Source organism: Pseudomonas sp. R3-57, assembly GCF_051132065.1.
In the GTDB taxonomy this organism is placed as follows: domain Bacteria; phylum Pseudomonadota; class Gammaproteobacteria; order Pseudomonadales; family Pseudomonadaceae; genus Aquipseudomonas.
Genome location: NZ_CP071655.1, coordinates 5,332,501 through 5,346,900 on the forward strand (window position 1 = coordinate 5,332,501; position 14,400 = coordinate 5,346,900).

General features: G+C 61.1%; 12 protein-coding genes (1 of these 12 only partly in view). 10 read left to right on the forward strand and 2 right to left on the reverse strand.

The window, feature by feature from the left end:
- A protein-coding gene (locus J3P93_RS24035; RefSeq protein ID WP_434592599.1) for an aspartate aminotransferase family protein crosses the window boundary here: on the reverse strand, nucleotides 1-1,209 show its 5' portion. It extends 141 nt beyond the left edge of the window; 1,209 of the gene's 1,350 nt are visible here — the first part of the coding sequence; the start codon lies at nucleotides 1,207-1,209; the stop codon falls past the left edge of the window.
- A gap of 137 nt (nucleotides 1,210-1,346) precedes the next feature.
- Between J3P93_RS24035 and J3P93_RS24040 the strand changes: the two genes are divergently transcribed.
- From J3P93_RS24040 to J3P93_RS24080, 9 genes are all read left to right on the forward strand, one after another.
- A complete protein-coding gene (locus J3P93_RS24040; protein WP_093104952.1) occupies nucleotides 1,347-2,267 on the forward strand; it encodes a LysR family transcriptional regulator in 921 nt (306 codons plus the stop codon).
- Nucleotides 2,268-2,387: 120 nt separating this feature from the next.
- A complete protein-coding gene (locus J3P93_RS24045; RefSeq protein WP_434592602.1) occupies nucleotides 2,388-3,776 on the forward strand; it encodes a uracil-xanthine permease family protein in 1,389 nt (462 codons plus the stop codon).
- 88 nt (nucleotides 3,777-3,864) lie between these two features.
- Nucleotides 3,865-4,515 (forward strand): TetR/AcrR family transcriptional regulator, encoded by a 651-nt coding sequence (locus J3P93_RS24050; RefSeq protein ID WP_203420639.1) that lies wholly within the window; start codon nucleotides 3,865-3,867, stop codon nucleotides 4,513-4,515.
- Between the two features lie 8 nt (nucleotides 4,516-4,523).
- Nucleotides 4,524-5,105, forward strand: a complete 582-nt coding sequence (locus J3P93_RS24055) for an IMPACT family protein (protein WP_434592606.1) — start codon at nucleotides 4,524-4,526, stop codon at nucleotides 5,103-5,105.
- 536 nt (nucleotides 5,106-5,641) lie between these two features.
- Nucleotides 5,642-7,189: an ABC transporter ATP-binding protein gene (locus tag J3P93_RS24060; protein ID WP_434592609.1), complete on the forward strand. Its 1,548-nt coding sequence runs from the start codon at nucleotides 5,642-5,644 to the stop codon at nucleotides 7,187-7,189.
- A 15-nt stretch (nucleotides 7,190-7,204) separates the two neighbouring features.
- Nucleotides 7,205-8,311, forward strand: a complete 1,107-nt coding sequence (locus tag J3P93_RS24065; protein WP_434592612.1) for an ABC transporter permease — start codon at nucleotides 7,205-7,207, stop codon at nucleotides 8,309-8,311.
- Nucleotides 8,311-9,237 carry an ABC transporter permease gene (locus J3P93_RS24070; protein WP_434592615.1) on the forward strand — a complete coding sequence of 309 codons (927 nt, stop codon included), beginning with the start codon at nucleotides 8,311-8,313 and terminating at the stop codon, nucleotides 9,235-9,237. The genes J3P93_RS24065 and J3P93_RS24070 overlap by 1 nt, the downstream gene beginning before the upstream one ends.
- 279 nt (nucleotides 9,238-9,516) lie before the next feature.
- Nucleotides 9,517-10,203, forward strand: coding sequence for an SDR family oxidoreductase (locus tag J3P93_RS24075; RefSeq protein WP_434592616.1), 687 nt, complete (start codon nucleotides 9,517-9,519; stop codon nucleotides 10,201-10,203).
- A 255-nt stretch (nucleotides 10,204-10,458) separates the two neighbouring features.
- Nucleotides 10,459-11,817: an 8-oxoguanine deaminase gene (locus J3P93_RS24080; protein ID WP_434592619.1), complete on the forward strand. Its 1,359-nt coding sequence runs from the start codon at nucleotides 10,459-10,461 to the stop codon at nucleotides 11,815-11,817.
- Between the two features lie 120 nt (nucleotides 11,818-11,937).
- Here the strand turns inward: J3P93_RS24080 and J3P93_RS24085 are convergent, their stop codons facing one another.
- Nucleotides 11,938-13,029, reverse strand: a complete 1,092-nt coding sequence (locus J3P93_RS24085; RefSeq protein WP_434592621.1) for a calcium:proton antiporter — start codon at nucleotides 13,027-13,029, stop codon at nucleotides 11,938-11,940.
- Between the two features lie 287 nt (nucleotides 13,030-13,316).
- Here J3P93_RS24085 and J3P93_RS24090 point away from each other — a divergent pair, with 287 nt between their 5' ends.
- On the forward strand, nucleotides 13,317-14,390 hold the full coding sequence (locus J3P93_RS24090) for a BMP family ABC transporter substrate-binding protein (protein ID WP_434592624.1): 1,074 nt from the start codon (nucleotides 13,317-13,319) through the stop codon (nucleotides 14,388-14,390).
- Nucleotides 14,391-14,400 lie beyond the last annotated feature (10 nt).

The following is a 14,400-nucleotide window of genomic DNA, read 5'->3' on the forward strand; positions in this document are numbered from 1 at the left end:
CGCTTCGAATGGACGCACGATGGCGTCGCCGTCACGGCCGGCAATCTGGATCGCCCCGGCCAGGCCGTAGTTACGAATGTCGATGACGTTCTTCGCCCCTTTCAAACCGTGCAGCGCATTTTCGAAATGCGGTGCGACCTCGGCGACGCTCTGCACCAGGTTTTCTTTTTGCAGCAGGTCGAGTGCGGCCAGCCCAGCGGCGCACGCCACCGGGTGCGCCGAGTAGGTGTAGCCGTGGGGGAATTCGACCGCGTATTCCGGGGTCGGCTGGTTCATGAAGGTCTGGTAGATCTCGGAGCTGGCAATCACCGCGCCCATCGGAATCGCGCCGTTGGTGACTTGCTTGGCGATGCACATCAGGTCCGGGGTCACGCCAAAACTGTCGGCGCCGAACATCGAACCGGTACGACCGAAGCCGGTGATCACTTCGTCGAAGACCAGCAGAATGTTGTGCTGATCGCAGATCTCACGCAGGCGCTTGAGGTAACCCTGCGGCGGCACCAGCACCCCGGCGGAACCGGCCATCGGCTCGACGAAGACTGCAGCGATGTTCGACGCATCGTGCAGTTCGATCAGCTTCAGCAGCTCGTCAGCCAATGCGATCCCGCCCTGCTCCGGCATGCCACGAGAGAAGGCGTTGCTTGCCAGCAAGGTGTGCGGCAGATGATCGACATCCATCATCGACTGACCGAACAGTTTGCGATTGCCGTTGACGCCACCGAGACTGGTGCCGGCGATGTTCACACCGTGATAACCACGGGCACGGCCGATCATTTTGGTTTTGGTCGACTGGCCTTTCAGACGCCAGTATGCGCGGACCATTTTCACCGCGGTGTCGGCGCACTCGGAACCGGAGTCGGTGAAGAACACATGATTGAGATTGTCCGGGGTCAGCTCGGTGATTTTCTCAGCCAGTTGAAACGACAGCGGATGGCCGTACTGGAAGCCCGGCGAGTAATCGAGGGTACCCAACTGTTTGGCCACCGCGTCCTGGATTTCCTTGCGGGTGTGCCCGGCGCCGCAGGTCCACAGACCGGACAGCGAATCGTAGATTTTGCGGCCCTTGTCATCGAACAGCCAGCTGCCTTCGGCACCGACGATCAGCCGCGGGTCGCGCTGGAAGTTACGGTTGGCGGTGTACGGCATCCAGTGCGCGTCCAGCTTCAGTTGGCTGGCCAGTGGCGACGGCGCGTTTTCAGGCATGTTCATCGGGCAAAACCTCGCAGGGCATAAGCGGCAGGGAGATAGAAAGCGTTATTGCAGCTAAGTTGCCACGGCGATAAAGTCGGTGAAATTCAACTTTTCTAACCTTCAGTTAGAACACTGCTAAACAAAGAGCCCAATCAATGAGCAGCCGCCGCCCCGATCCGCTGGCCCAGGTCAGTGACTTTGATATTCGCTTGCTGCGGATTTTTCGCAGCGTGGTGGAATGCGGTGGCTTTTCCGCGGCGGAAACCGTGCTGGGCATCGGTCGCTCGGCGATCAGCCAGCAGATGAGCGATCTGGAGCAGCGCCTCGGGTTGCGCCTGTGCCAACGCGGTCGCGCTGGATTCTCCCTGACCGAAGAAGGCCGCGAGGTCTATCAATCGGCGCTGCAACTGCTGAGTGCGCTGGAAAGTTTTCGCACCGAGGTCAATGGCCTGCACCAGCACTTGCGTGGTGAGCTGATCATCGGCCTGACCGACAACCTCGTCACCCTGCCCCACATGCGCATCACCCATGCCCTCGCGCAGTTGAAGGAGCGCGGGCCGGATGTGCAGATTCAGATCCGCATGATCGCGCCCAATGAAGTCGAGCAAGGCGTACTCGACGGCCGTCTGCATGTCGGCGTCGTGCCGCAGGCCAGCGCGCTGTCGGGGCTGGAGTATCAGCCGCTGTACAGCGAGCGATCGCTGCTTTACTGCGCAGTGGGGCATCCGTTGTTTTATGTCGATGACAAGCAACTCGATGATCAGCGCCTGAACAGTCAGGACGCCATCGCGCCGACGTTTCGTTTACCGGCGGACATCCAGGCGCATTATCAGGCGCTCAATTGCACCGCCAGCGCTTCGGACCGTGAGGGCATGGCGTTCCTGATTCTGACCGGGCGCTACATCGGTTACCTGCCGGATCACTACGCCAGCCTCTGGGTTCAGCAAGGTCGTCTGCGTGCGCTGAAATCCACCACACGGTTCTATGACTTGAGCCTCGCATCGGTCACGCGCAAGGGGCGTCGCCCTCATTTGGTGCTGGAGAGCTTTCTTGAGAGCCTGGCGGCGACGCGCTGAAAATCCACGCAAGGCCCGTCAGCGCTGGGCGTTACAGACTAAAAATCAGAATAACCTGAGCAAGTGGACAGCTTTTTGCAAAGCAGGATCAACCTGATCCTGAACAAGAAGCCCAGCGCCATGCAGCCAGATTCCGATTCGCCCAATGAACTGATCTACGGCCTCGACGACCGTCCCAAACCCCTCGCCGCGATCCTTGCGGCACTGCAACACGTGCTCGCCAGCTTCGTCGGCATCATCACCCCGCCGCTGGTGATCGGCTCGGCGCTCGGCCTGACCGCGCACCTACCGTATCTGATCAGCATGGCGCTGATGGTCTCCGGCGTCGGCACCTTTATCCAGGCGCGGCGGCCGTTCGGCATTGGCGCCGGGATGATTTGCCTGCAGGGCACCAGTTTCGCCTTCCTTGGCGCGGTGCTCTCGGCCGGGTTTCTGGTCAAGCAGCGTGGCGGCAGTCCGGAAGACATTCTGGCGATGATTTTTGGTGTGTGTTTTTTCGGTGCACTGGTGCAGATCGTGCTGAGTCGGTTCATCGGCCAGTTGCGCCGGGTCGTCACACCGCTGGTGACCGGCATCGTCATCACCCTGATCGGCATCAGCCTGATCAAGGTCGGCATCACCGATCTGGGCGGTGGTTTCAATGCGCCGGACTTTGGTGCGCCAGGCAATCTGGCGCTGGGCGTGTTTGTGTTGCTGACGATCATTCTGCTCAACCGCTCGAACACGCCGTGGGTGCGCCTGTCGGCGATCATCATCGGTCTGTTGCTGGGAAGTCTGGCCGCGTGGTTCAGCGGAAAACTGCTGCCGCAGCCTTTGCCTGACGTGCCGCTGGTGAGTTTTCCCACGCCGTTCAAGTTCGGTTTCAGCTTTGACTGGACGGCTTTCCTGCCGGTTGCGCTGATTTATCTGATCAGCACCATCGAAACCGTCGGCGACCTCACCGCCAATTGCATGCTCGCTCGCCAGCCGATCAGCGGTCCTTCTTATATAAGCCGGCTCCGCGGTGGCGTATTGGGCGACGGCGTAAGCTGCATGATCGCCGCGACGTTCAGCGCATTTCCCAATACGACCTTCGCGCAGAACAACGGCGTGATCCAGTTGACCGGCGTCGCCAGCCGTTACGTCGGCCTCTACATCGGCGCGATCCTGTTCTGCCTCGGCCTGTTCCCGATGATCGGCGCGGTACTACAGCAGATTCCGAAACCGGTGCTGGGTGGCGCGACGCTGGTGATGTTCGGTGCCGTCGCGGCGGCCGGGGTGCGCATCCTTGCGCAGTCGCCGCTGGACCGGCGCAGCATGTTGATCATTGCCACTTCGTTCGGTGTCGGCCTGGGCATCGCCGCGCAACCGAACCTGCTGCACTTGTTGCCGAAACTGGTGCAGAACCTGTTCGACTCGGCGATTACCAGCGGCGGTTTGACCGCCATCGTCCTGTGCCTGCTGCTGCCGGAAAGCCAAACCGCAGCTGCTGAACTGCCGGCCAAGCTGAACAAGATCGAACAGGCGTAACGGTTTTATCGCGCAAGGACTTGTCGGATGCCTGTGGGTGCGCTATCAACGCAATTGGTTGCACCCACAGACAAACCCGGAAGTGCCTATGACCTTTGAAGTCCCCGCTCACGGCGGCAAGCCCGCCAGCCGCATTCGTCAGAAGAACGAAGAGACCATTCTCAAAGCCGCCGAAGACGAGTTCGCCCGTCACGGGTACAAAGGCACCAGCATGAACACCATCGCGCAGAACGCCGGGTTGCCGAAAGCCAACCTGCATTACTACTTCACCAACAAACTCGGTTTGTACGTGGCGGTGCTGAGCAACATCATCGAGTTGTGGGACAGCACCTTCAACACCCTCACCGCCGAGGACGATCCGGCGGAGGCGCTGACCCGCTATATCCGCGCCAAGATGGAATTTTCCCGGCGTCAGCCACAGGCTTCGCGAATCTTCGCGATGGAAGTGATCAGCGGCGGCGAATGCCTGACCGAGTATTTCAATCAGGACTATCGCGCCTGGTTCCAGGGCCGCGCCGCCGTGTTCCAGGCCTGGATCGATGCGGGCAAAATGGACCCGGTCGATCCGGTGCACCTGATCTTCCTGTTGTGGGGAAGCACGCAACACTATGCCGACTTCGCCACGCAGATCTGCCGGGTCAGCGGGCGCAGCAAGTTGACCAAACAGGACATGGAAGACGCCGGCAACAACCTGATTCGCATCATCCTCAAGGGCTGCGGCCTCACTCCTTCTGTATAAGACGTTTTATGCCTTTTACCCTCAGCGGTTTTTGCGAGTACCGCGAAGAGATTCGCAAAAGCCGCTTCATCACCCTCGCTGCGCCGATCGACAGCCCCAGCGATGCGCAGGCGTTCTTCGAGCAGCACAGCGATCTGAATGCCACGCACAATTGCTGGGCGTGGAAACTCGGCGGGCAATACCGCAGCAGCGACGACGGCGAGCCCGGCGGCACTGCCGGGCGCCCGATTCTGGCGGCGATCGAGGCGCAGGATTGTGATCAGGTCGCAGTGCTGGTGATCCGTTGGTACGGCGGTATCCAACTGGGCACCGGTGGTTTGGCCCGGGCATACGGCGGCGGCGCGAACAAATGCCTGCAAGCGGCAGACAAGATCGAATTGATCAGTCGTGTGCCGCTGAGTTGTGCCTGTGGATTTTCCGAACTGGCGCTGGTCAAGCTGCGCGTCGCCGATCTCGGTGGCCTGGTGCTGGAGGAAAATTTCACTGCCAACGGCGTCGAATTGCGGCTGGCACTGGGGGCGGCCCACATCGATTTGCTGCAAAGCCAATTGGCCGATCTGAGTCGCGGGCGGATTTTGCTGCAGCGCTAGAACGCTGCGAGTTTTTAGGGCGCCGCCGTCCACCCTTATTCCGCCAAGTTGCCCACATCCGCTGTGCACCCGACTGTGGATAACCTGAGTACATTCGTCTGTAACCCTTCTGTCACGCGGCTTTGCGCGGTTTGTTCACTTTTCGTTCAATTTTCCAGACGAAACGGAAATCCCAAGGCTAAACAACCAGTTAGCGATGTTTAGCACCATTAGAACAAAGCACCGCAGTGCTTATGCCGAGCTTTTCGGCTTGCGCACAATAACTGTGGAACAACCTGTGGATAACCCGTTCATGACCGGCGCAGTCGCAGGTTCTGCCTGCTTCGCAACGGTTTGCTCGTTTTTTGATCAGTTAGCGGTGGGCAAAACTGGAGCCTGATCAACACCTTTGCGCTGAAATGGTGCTGCGTTTCCATTCTTGTCACGACCCAACGCTCTACATCCGGCGCCGGCAAACGCGGCCCGCTCGCGTTCCTGACTCAATGGCCAGGAAATTGCTTTATCCACAGGCACAACTCCAAGCAGTAGAGCCTGTCATGCCCATCGCTCCGCCCGTCCCGCGCCTGCAACTGCGCCATATCAGCAAACGCTACCCCGGTTGTCTGGCCAATGACGCCATCGATTTGAGTATCGCACCCGGTGAAATCCATGCCCTGCTCGGCGAAAACGGCGCTGGCAAAAGCACTTTGATGAAGATCATCTACGGCGTCACCCAGGCCGATGCGGGCGACATGCTCTGGCAAGGTCAGCCGGTGAATATCCGCAACCCGGCGCAGGCGCGGCAGTTGGGCATCGGCATGGTGTTCCAGCATTTTTCGCTGTTCGAAACGCTTAGCGTGGCGCAGAACATTGCACTGGCAATGGGCGCGGCGGCTGGCACGCCGCAACAACTGGCACCGAAGATTGCCGAAGTGTCGCGCCGTTATGGCATGGCGCTGGAGCCGGAACGACTGGTCCACAGCCTGTCGATCGGCGAGCGTCAGCGCGTGGAGATTGTGCGCTGCCTGATGCAGGACATTCGTCTGCTGATTCTCGATGAACCCACCTCGGTGCTGACGCCGCAGGAGGCCGACGAACTGTTCGTCACCCTGCGCCGCCTCGCCGCCGAGGGCTGCAGCATTCTGTTTATCAGCCACAAGCTCGTTGAGGTTCGCGCCCTGTGCCACAGCGCCACAGTCTTGCGCGGCGGGCGTGTCGCCGGGCATTGCCGACCGGCCGAATGCTCGGATCAGCAACTGGCGCAATTGATGGTTGGCGAAGCGGCGGCGTTGATCGGTGAATATTCCAAAGTCGGCGGCGGCGCGGCGTTCCTGCAGGTGAACGGCTTGAGCTGGCACAACCCGGACCCGTTCGGCTGCTCGTTGCGCAATATCGACTTGCAGGTACGCAGCGGTGAAATCGTCGGCATCGCCGGGGTGGCCGGCAATGGTCAGGATGAATTGCTGGCGCTGCTCAGCGGCGAACAGCGCTTGCCTCGAACAGACGCCGCCAGCATTCGATTCGGTGCGCAAGACGTTGCCGATTTGCGCCCGGATGCGCGGCGCAAACTCGGTCTGGCGTTCGTCCCGGCCGAACGTCTTGGCCACGGCGCGGTGCCGGAACTGAGCCTGGCCGATAACGCCCTGCTCACCGCTTTCCAGCAGGGACTGGTCAGCCGCGGCATGATCCAGCGCGGCAAACTGGAAGCGTTCGCTGCGCAGATCATTCAGCGCTTCGGCGTGAAAACCCCGGGCACGCAGACCGCTGCGCGCAGTCTGTCCGGCGGCAATCTGCAGAAATTCATCCTCGGCCGGGAAATTCTTCAGCAACCGAAACTGTTGATCGCCGCGCACCCGACCTGGGGCGTCGACGTTGGCGCTGCCGCGACCATCCACCGCGCGTTGATCGCGCTGCGCGATGCCGGCGCGGCGATCCTGGTGATCTCCGAAGATCTCGACGAGCTGTTCCAGATCAGCGACCGCCTCGGCGCATTGTGCGGCGGGCGTCTGTCGCCGCTGCACGACACCGGCGAAACGCAGTTCAGCGACGTCGGCGGCTGGATGGCCGGGCAGTTCGCGCACTCACCTTCATCGGCCACGGTTTAACGGAGTTTTCCTGACATGCTGCTTTCCCTCGAACCACGCGGCCAGCAATCGCGCCTGATGCTCTGGTGCTCGCCGTTACTGGCCGCCGTGCTGACCCTGGCGTGCGGCTCGCTGCTGTTCATCGCCCTCGGCCACGACCCGCTGCAAACCTTGCATACGCTGCTGATCGCGCCGGTCAGCGATGTGTATGGCATCTCCGAATTGCTGGTCAAGGCATTGCCGATTCTGCTCTGCGCACTCGGTCTGGCGGTGGCCTATCAGGCGCGAATCTGGAACATCGGCGCCGAAGGTCAACTGCTCCTCGGGGCCCTCGCCGGCAGTGCGCTGGCGGTGCACATCATCGACTGGCAAAGCCGTTGGGCGTTGGTGCTGATTCTGCTCGTCGGCATGCTCGCCGGCGCCGCTTGGGCCGGGCTGACCGCATGGTTGCGCACGCGCTTCAACGCCAATGAAATTCTCACCAGCATCATGCTCAACTACATCGCACTGAACCTGCTGCTGTTTTGCGTGCATGGGCCGCTGAAGGACCCGGCCGGGTTCAACTTTCCCGAGTCGGCAATGTTCGGTGACGCCAGCCGCTTGCCGCTCTTGCTCGAAGATGGCCGCGTGCACGCCGGGGTGTATTTCGCCCTGCTCGCGTTGGTCGCGGTGTGGGTGCTGTTGCAGAAAAGCTTTATCGGTTTCCAGATCAAAGTGCTCGGGCTGGACAAGCGTGCGGCGGGCTTCGTCGGCTTTCGCGAGAAGCGTCTGATCTGGCTGGCACTGCTGATCAGCGGTGGATTGGCGGGGCTTGCCGGGGTCAGCGAGGTTACAGGGCCGATTGGCCAATTGGTCCCGCAGGTTTCACCAGGGTATGGCTACGCGGCGATCACCGTGGCGTTTCTCGGCCGGCTCAATCCGCTCGGCATCGTGTTTTCCAGTCTGCTGATGGCGCTGCTTTATCTCGGCGGCGAGAGCGCGCAGATGACCCTCAATTTGCCGCGGGCGATCACCCAGTTGTTTCAGGGAATGATGCTGTTTTTCCTGCTCGCTTGTGACGTGCTGATTCTCTATCGGCCGCGCCTGAATCGGCGCTGGACCCGCCGCACGTCGACTACCGCCGTAACCGCCGGAGCGCTGTGATGGATATCGATCTGTTGAGCAATATTTTCTACGCCATGGTGCGCTGCGGCACGCCGCTTTTGCTGGTGGCGCTGGGTGAACTGATCTGCGAGAAGAGCGGCGTGCTCAACCTGGGTCAGGAAGGAATGATGCTGTTTGGTGCGGTGATCGGTTTTATCGTCGCGCTCAGCAGCGGCAACCTGTGGCTGGGCGTGCTGCTGGCGATGCTCGCGGGGATGCTGCTGTCGTCGCTGTTTGCCTTGGTCGCCTTGGTGTTCAACGCCAATCAGGTCGCGACCGGGTTGGCGCTGACGATTTTCGGTGTCGGGCTATCGACGTTTGTCGGCGCGGCCTGGGTGGGCAAACCGCTGGCCGGGTTTGAGCCGTTGGCGATTCCGTACCTGAGTGACATTCCGCTGCTCGGGCGCATGCTGTTTGCCCAGGATCTACTGGTGTACCTGTCGTTCGCGCTGTTTGCACTAGTGGCGTGGGTGATCATCAAGAGTCGTGTCGGGCTGATCATTCAAGCGGTTGGCGAAAATCCCGATGCGGCCAGTGCGATGGGACTGCCGGTGCTGACCGTGCGTACCCTGGCGGTGCTGTTTGGCGGGGCGATGGCCGGGCTGGCCGGGGCCTATCTGTCGCTGGCGTACACGCCGATGTGGGCGGAAAACATGACCGCCGGGCGCGGCTGGATTGCCCTGGCGCTGGTGGTGTTTGCCAGTTGGCGGGTGTGGCGGTTGTTGCTCGGCGCGTATCTGTTTGGCCTCGCCAGCATCCTGCATCTGGTGGCACAGGGCTTGGGGCTGGCGATTCCTTCGAGTCTGTTGGCGATGCTGCCGTATGTCGCGACGATTGTGGTGCTGGTACTGTTGTCGCGGGATGCGCTGCGCACGCGGTTGTATGCGCCGGTGTCGTTGGGGCAGCCTTGGCAATCAGGGCATTGATGAGGTGAATTCAATGGCCCCATCGCGAGCAGGCTCACTCCTACAGGGAATTGCGAACCCGATCCACTGTAGGAGTGAGCCTGCTCGCGATGGCGTCCGCACAGGCAACACCTGAACCACGCCTGCTCCATACCCACCAATCTTGAGAACTTCAGGAAGCAAGCACGGCAAAGGCTGGGGTATGCTCCGGTCGCTGCCTCTTTTGCGCCGGACGCTGCAACTTCGGCTCGGGCAGGCCTGTCCATTGAATCCTAAACGCTGACAATCAAGGAACCCATCATGTCTCAGGCAAAAAACGCACTGATCATCGGTGCCTCTCGGGGTTTGGGCCTCGGGCTGGTGAAAACCCTGCTGGCCGACGGCTGGCAAGTCACCGCCACCGTGCGCAATCCGCAGAACGCCGAGGCGCTGCAAGCGCTGGGCGGCGTGCGGATCGAGAAGCTCGACATGGATGATCAGCAGGCGGTGATCGCCCTCAGTCAACAATTGAAGGGCGAAACGTTCGACCTGCTGTTCGTCAACGCTGGGGTCAAGGGCCCGGATGTACAGACCCCGGGCGGCGCGACCCTGGCCGAAGTCGGCAAGCTGTTTTTCACCAACGCAGTAGCGCCGATCAATCTGGCCCAGCGCTTTGTCGGGCAGATCCGCGATGGCAGCGGCGTACTGGCGTTCATGAGCTCGGGGCTGGGCAGCGTGACGGTGCCGGACGCACCGGAGCTGGCGTTGTACAAGGCGAGCAAGGCTGCGCTGAACTCGATGACCAATACCTTCGTCACGCAACTGGGCGAGCAGAAACTGACCGTGCTGTCGCTGCATCCGGGCTGGGTGAAAACCGACATGGGCGGTGATGGCGCTGACCTTGATGTAGAGACCAGTACCCGTGGGCTGATCGATCAGGTCAACGCGTTCAGCGGCAAGGGCGGGCATCATTTCGTCAATTACAAGGGTGAAACGATTCCCTGGTAAGCGCTGATAATCCCTTGTAGGAGTGAGCCTGCTCGCGATTGCGGAGTGTCAGTTGGAGCATTGATGTCTGACACACCGCAATCGCGAGCAGGCTCACTCCTACAAGGGATCGAGTTGTCTGGTCGGGTCGGGCTTGCCCGGCGCGGCAATTTGTTTGAAACTGCGCGTCTCGCCCGTCGCGGCGAACCTGGATCAGCAGACAGGGCAACACTGAGCTGGCAACCCTGAACCCAACTTTCAGAGGAGCCGGCGACCATGCCTGCGACCCGTATCTGGTTAAAAAATCCCCTCGCCATTTTCACGGCCAACGCGCTCGACGCGCGTGGCGGTCTGGTTCTGCAAGACGGCGTGATCGTCGAAGTGCTTGCTGGCGGCCAGCAACCCTCGACGCCGTGCAGCGAAGTGTTCGATGCCCGCGAGCATGTGGTCCTGCCGGGACTGATCAACACCCACCACCATTTCTATCAAACGCTGACCCGCGCCTGGGCGCCGGTGGTCAATCAGCCGTTGTTTCCGTGGCTGAAAACCCTGTACCCGGTGTGGGCCCGCCTGACTCCGGAAAAACTTGCCCTCGCGACCAAAGTGGCGCTGGCCGAGTTGCTGCTGTCGGGCTGCACCACCGCCGCTGACCATCACTATCTGTTCCCGGACGGCCTGGAAAACGCCATCGACGTGCAAGTCGAAACCGTGCGCGAACTCGGCATGCGCGCCATGCTCACCCGCGGTTCGATGAGCCTTGGCGAGAAGGACGGCGGTCTGCCTCCGCAGCAGACCGTGCAGGAAGGCCAGGTGATTCTCGACGACAGTCAGCGCCTGATTCACGAGTACCACGAACGTGGCGACGGTGCGCAGATCCAGATCGCCCTGGCACCGTGCTCACCGTTCTCGGTGACCCCGGAAATCATGTCGGCCAGCGCTGAACTGGCGAACACGCTCGACGTGCGCCTGCACACGCACCTGGCCGAAACCCTTGATGAGGAAGATTTCTGCCTGCAGCGTTTCGGCCTGCGCACCGTCGATTATCTGGACAGCGTCGGCTGGCTCGGCCCGCGCACCTGGCTGGCCCACGGCATCCATTTCAACCCGGACGAAATCGCCCGTCTCGGCCAGGCCGGCACCGGCATCTGCCACTGCCCGAGTTCGAACATGCGCCTGGCGTCGGGCATCTGCCCGAGTATCGACCTCACCGACGCCGGCGCGCTGTTCGGTCTGGGCGTTGACGGTTCGGCGTCCAACGATGCCTCGAACATGATCCTCGAAGCGCGTCAGGCGCTGTACATCCAGCGCCTGCGTTATGGCGCCGAGAAGATCACCCCGGAACGCGTGCTGGGCTGGGCGACCAAGGGCTCGGCGAGTTTGCTGGGCCGCAGCGACATCGGTGAACTGGCGGTCGGCAAGCAGGCCGATCTGGCGTTGTTCAAGCTCGACGAGTTGCGCTTCTCCGGCAGCCACGACCCGATTTCGGCGCTGCTGCTGTGCGGCTCGGACCGTGCGGATCGGGTGATGATTGGCGGCAAGTGGCGTGTGGTGGATGGTCAGGTTGAAGGCCTGGATCTCAAAGGTCTGATTGCCGATCACAGCCAGGCAGCACGGCAGTTGATCGCCGGGACCTGAGCCGTTCATCAATCCCTGTGGGAGCGGGCTTGCCCGCGATGGGGGTGTGTCAGGTACATATTTGGTTTCTGACACACCGCAATCGCGGGCAAGCCCGCTCCCACAGGTTTTTCAGCGTTCCTATAGGCCCAGCAGGGACAGCATGATAAACGTCGCAAACAGCACAAAGTGGGTCATGCCTTCGATGGCATTGGTCTCGCCGTCGTTCAGGTTGATTGCGCTGACGATCAGGGTGATGAAGACCATCACTGTCTGCACCGGGGTCATTGCCATCTGAAACGGCTGGCCGGTGTACAGCGCCATGGCTTCCATCACCGGCACAGTCAGGATCACTGTCGACAGTGACGCGCCCATCGCAATATTGACCACCGACTGCATGCGGTTGGCCAGTGCCGCGCGCAATGCCGTGAGGATTTCCGGCGCTGCAGAAATTGCCGCCACCAGAATCGCCGTGATCACCGGCGGCGCCCCGGTGCCTTCCAGGCCGAGATCGAGGGTCTTGGACATGATCTCGGCGAGCGCACCGATCACCACCACACCGCCGACCAGAATGCCGATCGACAGGCCCAGGCTCAGCGGTTTCGGTTCTTGCTCGATCGGTTCTTTCTTGCGCCGCTTGTCCGGGTAGCTGTAGCTGAAAAAATAGCTGTGCGGCCCGACCTGCATGCGCAGGAACAAGGTGTAAAGCACCACCATCGCGCCAATGGTGAACGCCGAATACAGCTTCCAGTTCGCTTCGGGTATGAACTCCGGCACCACCATCGACACGCCCATCGCGGTGAGGATCATCACGCTGTAGCTGCGCGCCGAATCGTCGTTGTAGGACTGCTCGCCGTGCTTGATCCCGCCCATCAGCGCGGCGAGACCGAGGATGCCGTTGATGTCGAGCATTACCGCTGAATAGATCGTGTCGCGCACCAGCGTGGGCGAGGCTTCGTTGCTCATCATGATCGCCAGAATCACCACCTCCACCAGCACGGCGGCGAGGGTCAGGATCATCGTGCCGTAAGGATCGCCGACTTTTTCCGCGAGCAGTTCGGCGTGATGGGCGACGCGCATCGAAGCGGCGACGATGAAGCCGATCAGCACCAGCCCGCCGACCAGCGCGACGATCTGGCCGCTGTGCAGCAGCCAGTGTTCCAGCGGATAGGCGATGCACGCGGCAATGATTGCCAGCAGCAGAAAGCTTTCTTGTTTGAGGATCGAGAACATGGCGGGCCTTTTGCCGAAAGGAGCTGATGAAGCTACTGACTGCCGGGCGGCGCTAACGTTTCGTTACATCTTCGCGCACCAAGCCATGGCAGTGCTTCGGCAGGTGCACCTTTATCGGCCCTGATGGCCCTATCGCGAGCAGGCGAAGGCCTACATTTGGAATGCATTCCCCTGTAGGCCTTCGCCTGCTCGCGATAGCCATCACAAAGTTCCGGATTGTTTGTTGTCCTGTTGGTCAGCAATTTGCATTGGCCCTGGGCACACACAACAAAACGGAGCTCCACTTCATGCAAATACGTCCGCTGCACAAACTGCTGTGCGCCGCCATCGGTCTGGGCATCAGCCTGAGCGCCAGCGCTGCCGATCCGCTGAAAGTCGGTTTCGTTTACATCGGCCCGATCGGTGACCACGGCTGGACGTATCAGCATGAACAGGGGCGCAAGGCGCTGGCGGAAAAGTTTGGCAGCCAGATCACCACCAACTATGTGGAGAACGTCGCCGAAGGCGCCGATGCCGAACGGGTCATCCGCAACATGGCCAAGGACAAGTACGACCTGATTTTCACCACCTCCTTCGGCTACATGAACCCGACCGTGAAAGTCGCCAGGCAGTTTCCCAAGGTGACCTTCGAACACGCCACCGGCTACAAGCAGGACAAGAACCTCGGCACCTATCTCGCGCGCACCTACGAGGGGCGTTACGTCGGCGGCTTCCTTGCGGCGAAGATGACCAAAAGCAAAAAGATCGGCTACGTCGCCTCGTTCCCGATCCCGGAAGTGATCCGCGACATCAACGCCATTCAACTGGCCCTGAACAAATACAACCCCGGCACCGAGATCAAAGTGGTCTGGGTCAACTCCTGGTTCGATCCGGGCAAGGAAGCCGATGCAGCCAACGCGCTGATCGACCAGGGCGTCGACGTGGTGTTCCAGCACACTGACAGCCCGGCGCCGATTCAGGCCGCGGAACGCCGTGGCGTGTACGCGGTGGGTTACGCCTCGGACATGGCGCACTTCGGGCCGAAAGCGGTGCTGACGTCGATCGTCAACGACTGGGCGCCGCACTACATTCAGGCGACGCAGAGCGTGATCGATCACACTTGGAAACCGCAAGACTACTGGGGCGGACTGAAGGAAGGCACGGTTGAGCTGCCGATCAGCGACCTGGTGCCGGCACCGGTGAAAGCCGAAGCCGAGCAGATCATTGCCGACATCAAGAGCGGTGCGTTGCAGCCGTTCACCGGGCCGATCAAGGATCAGGCCGGCGTCGAGAAAATCCCGGCGGGCGTGAGTGCAACCAATGCCGAACTGGCGTCGATGAACTATTACGTGGAAGGCATGAAGGCCGAAATGCCGAAGTAATCCACTTACC

What these genes read in the sequence shown, in the direction of transcription:
- J3P93_RS24080 (WP_434592619.1), top strand. Translation starts at nt 10,459, where the DNA reads ATGCCTGCGACCCGTATCTGGTTAAAAAATCCCCTCGCCATTTTCACG.
- J3P93_RS24060 (WP_434592609.1), top strand. Translation starts at nt 5,642, where the DNA reads ATGCCCATCGCTCCGCCCGTCCCGCGCCTGCAACTGCGCCATATCAGC.
- J3P93_RS24085 (WP_434592621.1), bottom strand. Translation starts at nt 13,029, where the DNA reads ATGTTCTCGATCCTCAAACAAGAAAGCTTTCTGCTGCTGGCAATCATT.
- J3P93_RS24070 (WP_434592615.1), top strand. Translation starts at nt 8,311, where the DNA reads ATGGATATCGATCTGTTGAGCAATATTTTCTACGCCATGGTGCGCTGC.
- J3P93_RS24040 (WP_093104952.1), top strand. Translation starts at nt 1,347, where the DNA reads ATGAGCAGCCGCCGCCCCGATCCGCTGGCCCAGGTCAGTGACTTTGAT.
- J3P93_RS24045 (WP_434592602.1), top strand. Translation starts at nt 2,388, where the DNA reads ATGCAGCCAGATTCCGATTCGCCCAATGAACTGATCTACGGCCTCGAC.
- J3P93_RS24050 (WP_203420639.1), top strand. Translation starts at nt 3,865, where the DNA reads ATGACCTTTGAAGTCCCCGCTCACGGCGGCAAGCCCGCCAGCCGCATT.
- J3P93_RS24055 (WP_434592606.1), top strand. Translation starts at nt 4,524, where the DNA reads ATGCCTTTTACCCTCAGCGGTTTTTGCGAGTACCGCGAAGAGATTCGC.
- J3P93_RS24090 (WP_434592624.1), top strand. Translation starts at nt 13,317, where the DNA reads ATGCAAATACGTCCGCTGCACAAACTGCTGTGCGCCGCCATCGGTCTG.
- J3P93_RS24075 (WP_434592616.1), top strand. Translation starts at nt 9,517, where the DNA reads ATGTCTCAGGCAAAAAACGCACTGATCATCGGTGCCTCTCGGGGTTTG.
- J3P93_RS24065 (WP_434592612.1), top strand. Translation starts at nt 7,205, where the DNA reads ATGCTGCTTTCCCTCGAACCACGCGGCCAGCAATCGCGCCTGATGCTC.